The organism is Clostridium arbusti SL206 (assembly GCF_000246895.1).
Lineage (GTDB): Bacteria > Bacillota > Clostridia > Clostridiales > Clostridiaceae > Clostridium_I > Clostridium_I arbusti.
Genome location: NZ_BAEV01000019.1, coordinates 30814 through 47191, shown reverse-complemented (window position 1 = coordinate 47191; position 16378 = coordinate 30814). Strand labels below are relative to the sequence as shown.

General features: G+C 32.0%; 12 protein-coding genes, 1 pseudogene and 2 other annotated features. Of the genes and pseudogenes, 10 read left to right on the top strand and 3 right to left on the bottom strand.

The genetic code is table 11. The features are described 5' to 3' along the window. Positions 1 to 8 precede the first annotated feature (8 nt). The gene (ilvB, locus tag RH99_RS05570; RefSeq protein WP_010235092.1) at positions 9 to 1667 is read right to left on the bottom strand and encodes a biosynthetic-type acetolactate synthase large subunit; all 1659 of its coding nucleotides are present in this window, start codon (positions 1665 to 1667) and stop codon (positions 9 to 11) included. Between the two features lie 44 nt (positions 1668 to 1711). Further along, positions 1712 to 1908, bottom strand: a binding site (T-box leader). Between the two features lie 25 nt (positions 1909 to 1933). Next, positions 1934 to 2135 (bottom strand) — a binding site (T-box leader). A 443-nt stretch (positions 2136 to 2578) separates the two neighbouring features. Here ilvB and ilvC point away from each other — a divergent pair. From ilvC to ilvD, 5 genes are all read left to right on the top strand, one after another. Continuing rightward, positions 2579 to 3583, top strand: coding sequence for a ketol-acid reductoisomerase (gene ilvC / locus RH99_RS05565; RefSeq protein ID WP_010235090.1), 1005 nt, complete (start codon positions 2579 to 2581; stop codon positions 3581 to 3583). A gap of 467 nt (positions 3584 to 4050) precedes the next feature. After that, positions 4051 to 5319 (top strand): 3-isopropylmalate dehydratase large subunit, encoded by a 1269-nt coding sequence (gene leuC / locus RH99_RS05560; protein ID WP_026038412.1) that lies wholly within the window; start codon positions 4051 to 4053, stop codon positions 5317 to 5319. Beyond that, positions 5319 to 5813, top strand: a complete 495-nt coding sequence (gene leuD, locus RH99_RS05555) for a 3-isopropylmalate dehydratase small subunit (RefSeq protein ID WP_010235086.1) — start codon at positions 5319 to 5321, stop codon at positions 5811 to 5813. The genes leuC and leuD overlap by 1 nt, the downstream gene beginning before the upstream one ends. 66 nt (positions 5814 to 5879) lie before the next feature. Further along, positions 5880 to 6953 carry a 3-isopropylmalate dehydrogenase gene (gene leuB / locus RH99_RS05550; RefSeq protein ID WP_010235083.1) on the top strand — a complete coding sequence of 358 codons (1074 nt, stop codon included), beginning with the start codon at positions 5880 to 5882 and terminating at the stop codon, positions 6951 to 6953. Positions 6954 to 6967: 14 nt separating this feature from the next. Further along, complete coding sequence (gene ilvD, locus RH99_RS05545) at positions 6968 to 8617, top strand: dihydroxy-acid dehydratase (protein ID WP_010235080.1); 1650 nt, start codon at positions 6968 to 6970, stop codon at positions 8615 to 8617. 149 nt (positions 8618 to 8766) lie between these two features. Here ilvD and RH99_RS05540 read toward each other — a convergent pair whose 3' ends face one another. Continuing rightward, on the bottom strand, positions 8767 to 9558 hold the full coding sequence (locus RH99_RS05540; protein ID WP_050993329.1) for a sulfite exporter TauE/SafE family protein: 792 nt from the start codon (positions 9556 to 9558) through the stop codon (positions 8767 to 8769). A 356-nt stretch (positions 9559 to 9914) separates the two neighbouring features. Beyond that, entirely contained in the window at positions 9915 to 11834 is a 1920-nt protein-coding gene (locus tag RH99_RS05535) for an LTA synthase family protein (RefSeq protein ID WP_010235076.1), read from the bottom strand. 727 nt (positions 11835 to 12561) lie between these two features. On the opposite strand from RH99_RS05535, the gene RH99_RS05525 reads away from it, so the two are divergent. The 5 genes and pseudogenes from RH99_RS05525 (at position 12562) to tnpA (ending at position 15952) form a co-directional block, all read left to right on the top strand. After that, positions 12562 to 12933 (top strand): RDD family protein, encoded by a 372-nt coding sequence (locus RH99_RS05525; RefSeq protein WP_010235071.1) that lies wholly within the window; start codon positions 12562 to 12564, stop codon positions 12931 to 12933. A gap of 25 nt (positions 12934 to 12958) precedes the next feature. Then, complete coding sequence (rlmD, locus tag RH99_RS05520; RefSeq protein WP_010235069.1) at positions 12959 to 14317, top strand: 23S rRNA (uracil(1939)-C(5))-methyltransferase RlmD; 1359 nt, start codon at positions 12959 to 12961, stop codon at positions 14315 to 14317. Positions 14318 to 14684: 367 nt separating this feature from the next. Next, on the top strand, positions 14685 to 14981 hold the full coding sequence (locus RH99_RS05515) for a PadR family transcriptional regulator (protein ID WP_010235067.1): 297 nt from the start codon (positions 14685 to 14687) through the stop codon (positions 14979 to 14981). 17 nt (positions 14982 to 14998) lie between these two features. Beyond that, positions 14999 to 15235 carry a hypothetical protein gene (locus tag RH99_RS05510; protein WP_010235065.1) on the top strand — a complete coding sequence of 79 codons (237 nt, stop codon included), beginning with the start codon at positions 14999 to 15001 and terminating at the stop codon, positions 15233 to 15235. 244 nt (positions 15236 to 15479) lie between these two features. Next, positions 15480 to 15952 (top strand): annotated as a pseudogene (gene tnpA, locus RH99_RS05505) (IS200/IS605 family transposase). Positions 15953 to 16378: the final 426 nt, after the last annotated feature.

The window sequence follows — 16378 nt, the reverse complement described above, 5'->3', positions numbered from 1 at the left end:
CACTTTTTTTAATCTTCAAATTCAATAAGATCTGTATTTGCGGAACCAGGAGGAACTATAGGTAATACTTTTTCCTCTCTAAGTATCTCACAATCAATTATTACAGGTTCATTTAAGGAAAGAGCAGATTTTAGAACTTCATCTATTTCATCATTAGAAGATATTTTAAAAGATTTTATTCCATAAGCAGCTCCAAGTTTACAAAAATCTAGGTTAGAATCAAACACAGTTTGTGAAAAATTTCTATTGTAAAACATATCTTGCCATTGATATACCATACCAAGTACATGATTATTTAAAACTAACTGAACTATTGGAAGTTTGTATTTTGCTAGAGTTGCTAGTTCGTTACAATTCATTCTAAAACTACCATCACCAGCTACATTTATTACTTTTTTATTATTGCTTCCAATACAGGCGCCTATTGCAGCACCAAGTCCAAAACCCATTGTTCCAAGTCCACCAGAGGTAATGAATGTTCTTGGATATAAGAAGTTGAAAAACTGTGCAGTCCACATTTGGTTTTGACCAACTTCTGTTGTAACGATGCAGTTTCCGTCTGTAAGTTTATGAAGTTTATCCAATAAAATCTGTGGATTTACACTGGTATTTTCTTTATACATAAGTGGATGAGCTGTTCTCCAAGTATTAATTTGTTTTAGCCACTGAGATTCACATTTATTATCTAAAGATTCTATTAAATCTGTAAGTACATTTTTAACATCGCCCCTTATAGAAACATCTTCAGGTAAGTTTTTGCTGAACTCAGAAGCATCGATGTCTATATGAATTATTTTTGCATTTGGTACAAAGGAACTAACTTTTCCTGTGACTCTGTCACTAAAACGTGAGCCAATGGCAATAAGAAGATCACAATTGGAAAATGCATAGTTAGAAGTATAAGTACCGTGCATACCTACCATGCCAAGAAATAATTCATCATTACTAGGAAAACCACCAAGCCCCATAAGTGAACAGGATACAGGACAATTTATTTTCTTTGCAAAATTATATAATTCTTTTGATGCATTGGAACTTATAACTCCACCACCGGCGAAAATAACAGGTTTCTTTGCTTCTTTTATTAAATAAATTGCTTCAGATAAATCTCCTGATTCAGGCAAAATATCTTTTGCAGTTTCAGTTGGCTTATAGTAATCAATGATAGTATTTTGTATATCTTTTGGAATATCTATAAGTACAGGACCAGGACGACCGGTTGAAGCAACTCTAAAGGCTCTTCTTACAGTATCAGAAAGACTTTCAGGGTCCTGAACAATGTAATTTTCCTTAGTTATTGCCTTGGTTATACTAGTTATATCAACTTCCTGAAAAGAAGATTTGCCTAGATAGGCTTTACCAACTTGACCAGTAATAACAACTAGTGGTATAGAATCTCCAAAGGCAGTAGCAATTCCTGTAACTGTATTAGTAGCACCAGGTCCAGAGGTTGCTATTACAACACCAACTTTTCCAGTTGCTCTTGAATAACCATCTGCAGCATGAGTTGCACCTTGTTCGTGGGCAGTTAGTATGTGCTTTATTTCCTTCTCATTGTATAAAGCATCATATATTGGCAGCACGGCCCCACCTGGATAACCAAAAACAACGTCAACGCCTTGCTCCTTTAAGCATTCTAATAGTACTTTCGCACCTGATAATTTCAATTTAAATCCCCCTTAATAAAAAATATAAAAAAATAGACACAGAGCCCTGGGGCGTGTGTCTATTCGCGGTACCACCCAAAATTTTTCTTGTAAAGATAACGATCAATAGACCGGCACAGCTTACTGATTTCAGCCTGCAGCTCTAGGGTGATTTTCAACATATAATTATCCACGGGTTTTCAGCTGGTCCCGCTCTCTTTAGGATATTATTGTGTATACTAGTCCCTGTCATAGCTTTTAATGAAAAATAAAAAAACAGTCATCCTACCTGGGGCGAGGAGACTGTTTCGCGGTACCACCCAATTTATTACTTGATTTATATATAACGGCTACACGCCGGCACAACTTACTTAATTCAGTCTGCAACTCCAGGGTGAGATTCAGTACACAATTATCCGCAGATTTTCAGCTCCCTCTGCTCTCTTTAGGACATCTCTTATACTTACTGTTCCCTTTCAAGGTTTTTCAAAACTAATATTTATGTATTAATATACTATCATCATAAAAATATGTCAATGATATTTTCTAAGAATTTGCATTTGTTTAATTTTTCATATGCTTTATTAAAAATATAATAGAATATTTTATAAATATTGATATTTTAAAAAATATATTTGTGCAGGTTGACAATTTGAAATTTTGGTGTTACGATTTTGGAAAAGTTGGTAAACTAATTTTTAGATTCAGTTGGAAGTGTTCACTCTTACTGGATTTTAGAAGTCGTTAGCTGATAATGATCAACAAACAAAGTTACATAAAATTTGTTAAAAACATAAAAAATTTGTTAGAAAACAAATTTTTTATAATAAAAACAAATTAAAATATTTTTAATTTTTCAATAAATGTAGTAGAATAAAAGTTGCTTACAAAAATTTTTAAAATTTTTAAAATAAAATTAGGGGGCATTTATAATGGCAAAAGTTTATTATGAACAAGATTGTAATTTAGGATTCTTAAAGGGAAAAAAGGTTGCCGTAATAGGTTATGGTAGTCAAGGACACGCTCATGCACTTAACTTACATGAAAGTGGAGTTGATGTTATAGTTGGACTTTATAAAGGCAGCAAATCTTGGGAAAAGGCTGAAGCAGCTGGATTAAAAGTTACTACATCAGAAGAAGCAGCAAAGGTTGCAGACATAATAATGATTCTTATAAACGATGAAAAACAAGGTAAACTTTATAAAGAATCAATCGAACCAAATCTAACTGAAGGAAAAGCATTAGTATTTGCACATGGATTTGCTATTCACTTCGGTCAAATAGTACCACCTAAAAACGTGGATGTATTCTTAATAGCTCCAAAGGGACCTGGTCATACAGTAAGAAGTCAGTTCTTAGAAGGAAAAGGTGTTCCATGTCTTATCGGAATTCATCAAGACGCAACTGGAAAAGCTAAAGATGTAGCACTTGCATATGCACTTGGAATTGGTGGAGCAAGAGCTGGAGTTATTGAAACTTCATTCAAAGAAGAAACTGAAACAGATCTTTTCGGAGAGCAAGCAGTATTGTGTGGAGGAGTAAGTGCACTTATAAGAGCTGGTTTCGAAACATTAGTTGAAGCTGGTTATCAACCAGAAATGGCATATTTTGAATGTTGCCATGAAATGAAATTAATTGTAGACTTAATAAACCAAGGCGGTCTTAACTTAATGAGATACTCTATCAGTGATACTGCAGAGTATGGTGATTATACTGCTGGTGAAAAAGTAATAACAGCTGATACTAAGAAAGCTATGAAAGGCATACTAAAAGACATTCAACAAGGTGTATTTGCAAGAAATTGGCTTTTAGAAAATCAAATTGGAAGACCATATTTCAATGCTAGAAAGAGAATGGATAAAGATCAACAATTAGAAACAGTTGGTGCTGAACTTAGAAAAATGATGTCTTGGAGCGATAAAGAAAAATTAGTATAATATCTATGAAATTTATTAATTCATCTAAATTTAGTGAGAGTGCAAACTCAATCTATGCAAGAAATTTATTGATAACTAAGTAAAAAACATAATAGATTAGAAAACCAAGTTTATTTTATAGATTAGACTTGGTTTTCTAATCTATAAAATAAAAATAAGTTCATATGTTAGAAGTATAATAGTTCAAACGGATCAAAATAGACTGAATATTCAATTTATATCCCGTATAATATATAAATCTATAAGTAATATAAACCCAGTGAAAGTAACACTAACTAAGATGTATTGATACTATTTTGATCACTGTGGTATAACTATAACCTATAGTTATGATAGACATAATTAATATCTATTTTAATTATATAAGAGAACAGGTTATAATGATATGTAGTCTATTTTCTATGAAAGATAATTAATGCAAATTATTTTTTTAAAATATAGTTTTAAACCTAAGGAGGAAAATAAGTATGAAAAAGGGCATGACAATGACTCAAAAGATAATAGCAGCACATGCAGGTCTAGATTATGTTGAGGCAGGACAATTAGTAAACGCTGATTTAGATCTAGTTTTAGGTAACGACATTACTGGTCCTGTGGCTATTAAGGAATTTAGAAAATTAGGACTTGATAAAGTCTTTGATAAAAATAAAATAGCATTAGTACCAGATCATTTTACTCCAAATAAAGATATTAAATCTGCTGAACATTGTAAAATGGTGAGAGAATTTGCGAAAGAAATGGAAATAGTAAACTATTTTGAAGTAGGAGAAATGGGAATTGAACATGCACTTCTACCTGAAAAAGGTCTTACAATTCCTGGAGATATAATTATAGGGGCAGATTCACATACCTGTACCTATGGAGCACTAGGAGCTTTCTCTACAGGAGGCGGTAGTACAGATATGGCTGTAGGGATGGCTACAGGAAAAGCATGGTTTAAAGTGCCAGAAGCAATTAAATTTGTTTTAAAGGGTAAGTTTAATAAATGGGTAAGTGGTAAAGATCTTATTCTTCACATAATTGGAATGATAGGTGTGGATGGTGCACTTTATAAATCAATGGAATTTGTTGGTGAAGGTGTAAAAGAGATAACGATGGATGGAAGATTCACTATAGCAAACATGGCTATTGAAGCAGGAGCTAAAAATGGAATATTCCCAGTAGATGAAAAAGCTATAGAGTATGTAACTGGTAGAACAGATAGAGAATGGAAAGTATTTGAAGCTGATGAAGATGCAGAATATTCACAAGTTATTGAAATAGATTTAAGTGAAGTAAAATCAACAGTTTCTTTCCCTCATTTACCTGATAATACAAGAACTATAGACGAAGTGGGAGAAGTAAAAATAGACCAAGCAGTTATAGGTTCTTGCACTAATGGAAGAATAGAGGATTTAAGAATTGCAGCAGAGATTTTAAAGGGCAAAAAGGTTAAAAAGGGAATGAGAGTTATAATACTTCCAGGAACTCAAAATATATATCTTCAAGCACTAGAAGAAGGGCTTGCAAAAATATTTATTGAAGCTGGAGCGGTATTTAGTACTCCTACTTGTGGACCATGCCTTGGAGGATATATGGGAATACTAGCTAAGGGAGAAAGAGCTATATCAACAACAAATAGAAATTTTGTAGGTAGAATGGGACATCCTGAAAGCGAAGTATATTTAGCTAGTCCAGCAATAGCAGCAGCATCTGCATTAGCAGGAAAAATTGTTTCACCAGAGGAGGTATTATAATGAAAGCAAAGGGTAAAGTTTTAAGATATGGAGATAATGTTGATACAGACGTCATAATTCCTGCAAGATATTTGAATTCATCAGATCCAAAAGAACTTGCAAGTCACTGTATGGAAGATTTAGATGTAAATTTCTTAGAAAGATTAAACAAAGGTGATATTGTAGTTGCAGACAAAAATTTTGGCTGTGGTTCTTCAAGAGAACATGCACCTATAGCTCTAAAGGCAGCGGGAGTATCTTGCGTTATAGCTAAAAGCTTTGCAAGAATATTCTATAGGAATTCTATAAATATAGGTTTTCCAATACTTGAATGTGATGAAGCTGTTAATGATGCAAAAGATGGTCATGAACTTGAAGTTGATTTCAAAGCAGGTGTAATAAAGAATATTACTTTAGGTAAAGAGTACAAAGCTCAAGCTTATCCTCAATTTATTATAGATATTATGGAAAATGAAGGATTAATAAATTGCGTTAAAAAGGGAAGTTTTAAATAATTTAATCCAGATTTATTCTAAATATAAGACTAAAGGAAATATGTAGTATAAGGAGACTGATTATAGATGAAAGAATTTAAGATTGCAGTTATACCTGGTGATGGTATAGGTCCAGATATTATAAGAGAAGCCGTAAAGGTAATGACAAAGGTTGGAGAAAAGTATGATACAAAATTTAATTTTGTAGAAGTCAAAGCAGGTGGCGATGCTATAGATGCCTATGGCAATCCACTTCCTCAGGAAACAATAGATGAATGTAAAAGCAGTGAAGCTGTGCTTTTAGGAGCAGTAGGAGGACCTAAATGGGATAATCTTGAAGGCTCTAAAAGACCAGAGAGAGCTCTTCTTGGATTACGTGGTGCACTTGGATTATATGCGAATCTAAGACCGGCAAAAGTTTATAATGTATTAAAATCTGCATCTCCTTTAAAAGATGAAATAATAGATGAAGGCGTTGATCTATTAGTAGTTAGAGAACTTATAGGCGGTATATATTTTGGTGACAGAGGAACTGAAGAGGTAAACGGAGTAGAAACAGCTTATGATACAGAAAAATATAATGTAGATGAAGTTAAGAGAATAGCACATTCTGCTTTCAAATCTGCTATGAAAAGAAGAAAGAAAGTTACTTCAGTGGATAAAGCCAATGTACTTGATGCATCAAGATTATGGAGAAAAACTGTTAACGAAGTAGCAAAAGAATATCCAGAAGTGGAATTAAATCATTTATATGTTGATAATACTGCTATGCAGCTTGTTAGAAAGCCATCTCAATTTGATGTAATATTAACAAACAACATATTTGGTGATATATTATCAGATGAAGCATCAATGATAACTGGTTCTATAGGAATGCTTGCATCTTCAAGTATAAGAGAAGACAGCTTTGGAATGTACGAACCTATCCATGGATCAGCTCCAGATATAGCTGGAATGGATATAGCAAATCCTCTTGCTCAAATTCTTTCAGCTGCAATGCTTCTGGAATATTCGCTTAATATGTCAGAGGCTGCAAGAGATATAGAAGCAGCAGTAGAAAAAGTATTGAATGCAGGATATAGAACAGCAGACATATATGTTGAAGGAACTGAAAAAGTAGGAACTACAGAAATGGGAAAACTAGTTCTTGAACAAATATAGAGGAGGAAAATTATATGAGATCGGATGCAGCTAGAAAAGGATTGGAAAAAGCTCCACATAGATCACTTTTTAAAGCACTAGGCTTTATAGATGAGGAAATGAATAAACCCCTTATTGGTATTGCAAGTTCATATAGTGAAATAATACCAGGACATATGAACTTAGATAAAGTTGTTCAGGCAGTAAAAGATGGAGTAAGAATGGCTGGAGGTGTTCCAGTAACTTTTGGAACAATAGGAGTTTGTGATGGCATATCAATGAATCATACGGGAATGAGTTATTCATTACCTTCAAGGCAGCTTATTGCAGATAGCATAGAAATAGTTGCAAGTGCTCATGCCTTTGATGGTATAGTTCTTGTACCTAACTGTGATAAAGTAGTACCAGGAATGATGATGGCAGCAGCAAGACTTGATATTCCAGCAATAGTTATAAGTGGTGGCCCAATGCTTGCAGGAAATACCTGTGGAAAACCTACAGATTTAAGTGGTGTTTTTGAAGCAGTAGGAGCTGTAAAAGCTGGAAAGATGACTGAAGAAGAACTTGGAGAGCTTGAAGATACAGCGTGCCCAACTTGCGGATCATGTTCAGGCATGTATACTGCTAATTCAATGAACTGTCTTTCAGAGGTACTTGGACTTGCACTTCCTTATAATGGTACAATACCAGCAGTATATTCTGAAAGAATGAGACTTGCTAAAAAATCAGGAATGAAGATAGTAGATCTTATAAAAGAAGATATAACACCATCAAAAATACTTACAGAAGATGCATTTATGAATGCTATTACAGCAGATATGGCTCTTGGATGTTCTACAAATTCACTTCTTCATTTACCTGCTATAGCTAATGAAGTTGGAATATCTATTGATTTTGATAGAGTAAATGAAATAAGTGCTAGAACACCAGACTTTTGTAAATTAAGTCCAGCAGGACATCATCATATTGAAGATTTCCATTTTGCTGGAGGAATACCTGCACTTATCAATTCCTTAGTAGATAAAGAATTGATAAACAGAGACTGTTTAACTGTTACAGGTAAAACTGTTTATGAAAATGTAAAAAATGCCAAAGTAAGAAATAATGATGTAATAAGATATGATCATCCTTATAGCCCTACAGGTGGACTTGTAGTATTAAAGGGAAGTCTAGCTCCAGATGGCGCTGTAGTAAAGAAGGCAGCTGTTGCACCAGAGATGCTTCAACACAAGGGACCTGCTAGAGTATATGATAGTGAAGAAGAGGTTTCAAAAGCTATACTTGGTGGAGAAATAAATCACGGTGATGTAGTTGTCATAAGATTTGAAGGACCAAAGGGTGGACCTGGTATGAGAGAAATGCTTTCTCCTACATCTTTACTTGCTGGTATGGGAATGGACAAAACTGTAGCTCTTATAACTGATGGAAGATTCTCCGGTGCTACAAGAGGAGCATCTATTGGTCACGTATCACCAGAAGCTGCACTAGGTGGACCTATAGCTTATGTTCAAGAAGGCGATATCATAGAAATTGATATGGATAAGAAAACATTAAATCTTTTAGTAGATGAAGAAGAACTTAAAAAGAGAGTGCCTAAAACTAAAGAGAAAAAAGTTTCTGGTTATCTAAAGAGATATGCTAAAGGAGTTTCTTCTGCTGATAAAGGTGCTATATTTGAAAGATAGATTATAAGAATAGAAAAGGAACTTACACTAAGTAAGGATTTATTGATATGTAAGTTTTAAATTTAAAAGGAGTGGTCTCACAATGCATATATATGTATTGCGACACCACTCCTTTGATTTTCTAATGAATGTAGGAATACTGAAGCTTACTAAGATATTATTGAAACTAACATTTTTACAGCTACAGCTAGGGACATAGTTATAAATACAGGTTTTATGATTTTAGCACCTTTAAGTAAAGCAAGCTTTGTACCTAATTTTGCACCGAAAAGCATACAAATTGCTACAGGAATTGCCAAAATATAATTTACTTGTCCATGTATTGCAAATAGAATAAGTGCAGTTATATTACTTATGAGATTTAGAAACTTACTATTTCCACTGGCATTAATGTAATCAAATCCAAATATACTAATAAGTCCGAAAATAAGAAAGGAACCAGTTCCTGGGCCTAAGAAACCATCATAAAAACCTATGGAAAAGGCTAATAAAATTCCTAAAATAATATTTTTTCTAGTTAGTCCATTAAAATTATTTATAAGTCCTTGTGATTTTGAAAAAATACTAAATATTCCTACGAATAAAATTAAGATAAGCACTAAAGCTTGCATAAAGTCTTCATTTATATTTAGAACGGTGAAAACACCAATTACAGCACCAATTAGAGTAAAGGGAAATAAATATTTTAACAGCTTAAAGTTCATTTTGCCATTTTTATAATATTCAAAAGAGCTCATCAAAGTTCCAGAAGTTGAACAAAACTTATTTGTACCTAGAGCCAATCTAGCTGGAAGACCAGCAAGTAAGAACGCAGGAAGACTGATTAAACCTCCACCACCAGCAATAGAATCTACAGCTGCCGCAATAAAGCCGAATATGCATAATAGTAGCAATATACTTGGAGTCGTTTGAGAGGATATGGATTTAGGGAGTAGTGCCATTGAATTAATATGGATTTGTAAAAAATACATCATTATTATGTCATCCTTTCTGTTGAAGAAATCGAGTATGTATAAATATAAAAAATATTAAAAAGTACTAAATTTTAATATTTTAGTATACAATATATTATTTTATCATAATTATAGAAAATGAAAAGAAATATATACAATAATAAGTTCTTATAATCAATGAATGACAATTTAGGCATGTTCAAATAAATAATATACTAGTACAAATAAAAAATAGACATTAAGAAAATTATTGTATTCCATAATTTTTCTTAATGTCTATTGATAATTCATAATAATTATTTTAAAGTTTTGTAATAAAAAAACATGTGTCTAAAGGTTAGTTTTTATTTGCTGGATTTACTCTCGCTGTCTTCCTGCATAAACTTCTTTAAAAGATTATGATTTAAAATATCATCTGAATACTGAAGCTCTGTAAGCGTAGTATTCTTTTGGGCCTCTAAAGCTGGAGTAGAGGGAATAACTTTTTTAGTTTTAGTATTATAATAAGTATTTGTCCAAGATACATAAAAGTTATTTCCATCTGTAAAGGAGCCATTTCTAAACTTTACATCTCCTGAAGTACTATTAAGCATATCCTTTCCAAGCATATACTTGTTTGGAAGGTTATATAAATTAGCTATAGTAGGAAATAAATCTATTTGTCCTGTATATAAATGATTTACACTCTTGTTTGAATCACCAGGAAAATGTATGAACATAGGTACTTTTTGAAGCTCATACCAATCCAAGTCCGTTGGGTTTTGGATACCTTTAAAGTCATATAGTGAAGGCATTTCATTTTTAGGAATAGCGTAATGATCCCCATAAAGCATTACTATGCTATTGTTCATCATACCAGAAGATTCTAATTTATCTAAAAACATTCCCAGTTGTTGATCTGTATAATGTATGCCTTTAAGATAATTTCCAAAGAGTGTATTCTCATATTTACCTGAATTGAATTCTCCAGCAGTACCTTTTGCATAACCAGCTACATCATCATAAGGATAATGACTGCTTAGAGTTATGGTAAAGGCAAAATAAGGTTGAGAAAAAGTTTTTAGCTTATCAAAGGTTTGATTAAGGAAAGATTTATCGCTTAAACCAAGACCAACATTCTCATTTATATTGTAAGTTCTTTCACCGTAGAAATCATCAAACTTTTCAGCTTTATACATTACATTTCTATTCCAAAAACCTTCTTTATAACCATGTAATGCAGCAGTATAATAGTTTTTATCATCCATTTCCTTAGCAAGAGAACTGAATGAATCACTTGAATACATATAATAAGCAGCTCCAGAGGCAGCAGGATAAAGAGAATTATTTGATAAGAACTCTGCGTCGGAGGTATTTCCAGCCGCTACTTGGTAAAAATAATTATCAAAATACATACTTTTATTTATCCACCTATTTAAATTTGGTGTAATTTCTTGACCATTAATTTTTTGATTTATTACAAATTGCTGTAGAGCTTCAACTTGAATTACTATTAGATTTTTACCTTTGCCATCACCTGTAAATTTCTCTGCCCCTGTAGAGGCATTTTTCTTTTCTAAATAAGTTTTTATTTCATTTTGTCTTTCAGCAGGTAATTTTTTCATGTTGGATAAACTTGTTGAAACCACATTATAAGTATCCAATACATGAAAATCTATAGTTCCAAGTAATTGAGTTAAGTAAATTCTATTAAACATTGTGGAAATAAGTCTTGGCTGCTCTACAGATAAATCATATATTTTTTTTGCATTTACAGAGGTGGAAATAGCAAATATTATTATAAATATAGCAAATCTCTTAATAAAGCTTAGTTTTGGCCTATCAACTTTCTTATACAATCTTAGGAGTGGAATTAATATAAAAATATCTAAAAGGTATAAGAAGTCAGTGGCATGTATAAGCTCTTTTACACTGGCACCTACACCCCCTAAAAGGAATCCATTTCTTACAACTCCAAGGGACATTACATCTTTAAAATATCTGTAATATACAGTATCTATAATTATAATTACACTTATAACTATATTAAATATGTATAGAAGCCTTGTCCTAGTATTATTTTTAAAAATTAAAGCAATACTTCCAAGGATTACTACAGAAGATATTATAGCCGCACTTACATATATATAGCTAAAATATGTAGGAGAAATTGATTTATTAAAATTAAACGACTTTATGGATAATATAATTATAAAATAAATGATATCTAGATTGTTAATTAAAAATGGTTTCACTTTTTCTTTAAAGTTATTGTTTATGTGCATTGGTGTTAGAACCCCCTGTAAAAATAAATTGTAATTGAAGCAAGTTCTTAATTAAGGTGGGGATTCTTTTACCCCATCTGAATTTTAGAACTGCAAATGCATGGCTTACTTGGCGTTGGACTCCCACTTGAAGAAAAGCAGAGAACCAAAATCTTCTTTTTGATTTTGTGTGAATCGCTTTCACAGAGTGCGTGGGAGACTTACACCAAGTTAGTCAGGTTAAATTAATACTATTATAATATATCTTGAAACTATGTATATAATAGAAATAAAATGTAAATTATTTTGTAAATAAGTATTAAATAAAGATTGTGTAATATATTAATTCTAACACATTATAGTCAAAAACATTAATAATATCAAGTATAAAGTTACACTATGTTTAATAAATATGTATTTACATATAAGGGATACTATTGCATAATAATGTTATACTTATTTATATAAGTTGTATTTTATTTCATGGATGCCTGCTGAAGTAAAGTTTTTAGAGGTTTATTCAGTAGACATTTATATAAATAGTTAAGGCATATGAAAATAAATAGTAAGTCAAAGATGCGACGTATATTTTGAAGTCTACAAGGAAACGGGTTCTGAGGATAGTGAGCTATCTGAGGGTTCTGTTGACGTAGTAGGATTCAAAATAGATTAGCATACTGACTAGTTATTTATTTGAATATGCCTAAATTGAACTTATAATATTTAATTAATCAGGAGGATTGAATATATGTCAGAACAAAATGGTAATAAAGGCAATGAAATTAAAAAGGACAATACTTCAGAGATAAAACCTTTAGAAGAAAGTGCAGTAAAGGGAAATGAAGAAGCTAAAGCTCAGCATAAAGTAAAAACTGTAAATTGCAAAAATTCATTTGTAAGTATAATAATAGATCAGGCAATTTCCTTAGGAATATCTGTTGTAGCACTATTTATAATTGATGCTATTATGCGAGCTTTTGGATTTTATATAGAGAATAGAGAGGGAATGTTTATTATATTCTTTGTAATTGTCAATGTAATATACAATACAGTTATGCACGGATCAAAATCTTCAAGTACTTTTGGAGAAAAAGTAGCTCACTTAAAAGTTACAAAGTAAAATGGCCTAGGAGAGAAGAGAATAAATGAGAAGACACAAGGAATATGAATTTGAAATAGTAGATGTAGAATTTCCAGGTATGGGTGTTGCTTATGACAAGGAGAAGAAGATATACATAAAAGGTGCCGTCCCAGGACAGAAAATCTTAGGTTATGTAAAAAAACTTAAAAAAGAATATGGTGAGGCAAAGATTGTAAAAGTACTTAACACAATTGAGGGACAGATTGAACCAAAATGTCCCCATTTTGGAGTCTGTGGAGGCTGTACTCATCAATTTATTGACTATGAAGAGCAGATAAGGTTGAAGGAAATACAACTTTTAAAACTCTTTAAAGATGCCAATATGGATGGGTTTCAATATGAAGGTATAGAAAGAAGTCCTAAGGAATTTGAATATAGAAATAAAATGGAATTCACCTTTGGAGACATGGAAAAAGATGGAGAACTTACTTTGGGAATGCACATGAAAAACAGATCTTTTGGAATTATAAATGTGCAGGAATGTGTTCTCATTCCTAAGGATTTTAGAATAATCTTAGATACTATTGTAAGTTATTTTAGAAATAAGAATGCTAGCTACTATAAAATAATGAAAGTAGAAGGATATCTTAGAAATTTAGTGATAAGAAGTACTGAAAATACAGATGAAATATTAGTTAATCTTGTAACCACTTCAAAGGGTTCTTGTGATGAAGAAGAAATTGTTAAATTATTGATGGATTTAGAATTAAATTCTAAAATAGTTGGGATTCTGCATACTACTAATGATTCCTTAGCAGACATGGTAGCAGCAGACAGAATTGATATAATCTATGGAAGAGATTATATCATTGAAAAAGTTCTTGGACTTAAATTTAAAATATCACCACTATCATTTTTTCAGACTAATACACTAGGAGCGGAAAAGCTGTATAGTATAGTCATGGACTTTGTAGGTAAACTTGATTCAAAGATGATTTTTGATCTATACTGCGGAACAGGTACCATTGGTCAAATAGCAGCATCTAAAAAAGCTAAAAAAGTTATTGGAATTGAGCTCATAGAAGAAGCAGTAAAAGCAGCTAATGAAAATGCTGAGCTAAATAATTTAGATAACTGTACTTTTATAGCTGGAGATGTAGCTAAAGTAATACAAGAACTTCAGGATAAACCAGATGTAATAATATTAGATCCACCAAGACCAGGTGTACACCCAAAAGCTTTAGACTATGTAATAAAGTTTAACGCTAAGGAAATAGTATATGTTTCCTGTAACCCTAAGACCTTGATGGTAGACCTTAGAAAGCTTATAGATAGTGGGTATAAGGTTGAGAAGGTTAAGGGTATGGATATGTTTCCGCAGACAGGGCATTTGGAGTGCGTAGTAAGGATATATAAAGCTTAGAAGCATTGAAAATACTGGGATTGTGAATGATGAGAATATGTTCCCTCAGACAATAAATATAGGTTAGGGTTGTGTGGGGAAACATAAAAATTCTTTATGTTATTATCCTACACACGGCATTTGGAGTGTGTGGTAAGGCTATATAAGGAAAAGTAGATTTTGTAAGTATAATAAAGGACATCTGACAGATTGAAGTTAGATGTCTTTTGTTATGGTTAAGTAAATATATACTATATAAATGATATTAGGATTTTTGTTTATAACTTATTCAATGGAAAGATTACATAAATTTTCATATAAGTTATTGACTAAACTATCGGTTGTCGATATAACGGCTACTGATAATAGTATATAAGGAGTGATAAATGTGCCAGAAAGTAATGAACGTGGAGCATTAACGGAAGCAGTATATTATATTCTTTTGGCTTTGCATACTCCAATGCATGGATATGGAATTATGCAGTATGTTAAGGAGATAAGTAAGAAGCGTGTTAATTTAGGAGCAGGAACTATTAACACAATGTTATCAAAAGGGTGGATTAAATCAATAGCAAATGAAACAGATAGTCGAAAAAAAGAATATAAAATAACCGAAGTAGGTCACAACATAGTATTAGAAGAAACACGACGATTAGAGGAACTAATAAGTAATGGTAAAAAATAGCAAGAGGATTAATATCAATGAAACATGCTGCTGTATTAGCAGGATTAGGCAGGATAGGGAAGAACACATTATTAATAAATAAAACATATGGAAATATGCTTATGCTTGGTGGTGTATTAACTAATCTTAACTTAAACTCTGATTTATTAGCTGAAGAACTATGTTTAAAAGAATGTAGATTATGTATTGAAAGCTGCCCTCAAAAGGCTTTAGATGGAACTACAATTAATCTAAATTTATGTAGACAAATTTAGATATAGTAATAATAAAAAAGGATTCGATATATGTAATTGTAGCATATGTAGGAAGATATGTCCTATATCAAAAGGGGTCAAATAACTATATGTTATTTCGGAATATTCTTGTATTTAGAATACCACTGGTTTTACCAGTGGTTCCAAAAAGCTTTTAGCTATGAGTAGAAAAAATAAAACATCCAATATAAAATAGAAGTAGGTTTACCGACCACAACTAAAATATATTGGAGGTGTGTCCAAAATGGACAATAGTAGTTTAGCACATAGTAAATGGAATTGTAAATATCATGTAGTTTTTGCACCAAAGTATAGGAGACAAATAATATATGGTAAGATAAAAGCAGATATTGGAGTAATACTTAGAAAATTATGTGAACATAAAGGGGTTGAAATTATGGAGGCAAATGCATGTAAAGATCATATACATATGCTTTTAAGTATACCACCTAAATTAAGTGTGTCTCAATTTATGGGATATCTGAAAGGTAAAAGTTCACTGATGATTTTGATAGACATGCAAATTTAAAATATAAGTATGGTAATAGGCAATTTTGGTGTAAAGGATACTATGTTACAACTGTAGGAAAAAATAAAAAAGTCATAGAAGAATATATAAGGAACCAGATTCAAGAAGATTTAGCATGTGAACAAATGAGTTTAAAAGAATATATTGACCCGTTTATAGGTGAGACAGTAAATAAAGGCAAAAAATAAAGCACTTTTTAGGTGCAGCCAGTGAAGGCATGCGGTTGGCAAACCGTTCAGTGTGCGAGTAGCACTGCCAGTAACATGCCCTTATAGGGCTAGAGAAACCACCCGTTTTACGGGTGGTGCTGATTATATTGTTCATCAACAAAAAAGGCATTACTACCTTTTTTTATTTCTACTTTGCCCCTGGTTACACGGATGCTACAATTACTCCCTATTGATAAAATTGATACTTGACATGATTAGAGTTAGTATGAAATAAGTAGGTTAAAGTATGACGGAGAAATATAAAATTACAAATGTAATAATGATGCACGTAAAATTGAAAACTTTAAAATATATTACATAGAAAACGCCACTAATATATTCAAACAATTTATTTTTGTGTACCTTTCAAAATTGTAAGGTTACATTGGCGTTATTGTAAGGTCA

Coding starts and splice junctions, on each gene's coding strand:
- ilvC (WP_010235090.1), top strand. CDS start 2,579: ATGGCAAAAGTTTATTATGAACAAGATTGTAATTTAGGATTCTTAAAG.
- leuC (WP_026038412.1), top strand. CDS start 4,051: ATGAAAAAGGGCATGACAATGACTCAAAAGATAATAGCAGCACATGCA.
- leuD (WP_010235086.1), top strand. CDS start 5,319: ATGAAAGCAAAGGGTAAAGTTTTAAGATATGGAGATAATGTTGATACA.
- leuB (WP_010235083.1), top strand. CDS start 5,880: ATGAAAGAATTTAAGATTGCAGTTATACCTGGTGATGGTATAGGTCCA.
- ilvD (WP_010235080.1), top strand. CDS start 6,968: ATGAGATCGGATGCAGCTAGAAAAGGATTGGAAAAAGCTCCACATAGA.
- RH99_RS05540 (WP_050993329.1), bottom strand. CDS start 9,558: ATGGCACTACTCCCTAAATCCATATCCTCTCAAACGACTCCAAGTATA.
- RH99_RS05535 (WP_010235076.1), bottom strand. CDS start 11,834: ATGCACATAAACAATAACTTTAAAGAAAAAGTGAAACCATTTTTAATT.
- RH99_RS05525 (WP_010235071.1), top strand. CDS start 12,562: ATGTCAGAACAAAATGGTAATAAAGGCAATGAAATTAAAAAGGACAAT.
- rlmD (WP_010235069.1), top strand. CDS start 12,959: ATGAGAAGACACAAGGAATATGAATTTGAAATAGTAGATGTAGAATTT.
- RH99_RS05510 (WP_010235065.1), top strand. CDS start 14,999: ATGAAACATGCTGCTGTATTAGCAGGATTAGGCAGGATAGGGAAGAAC.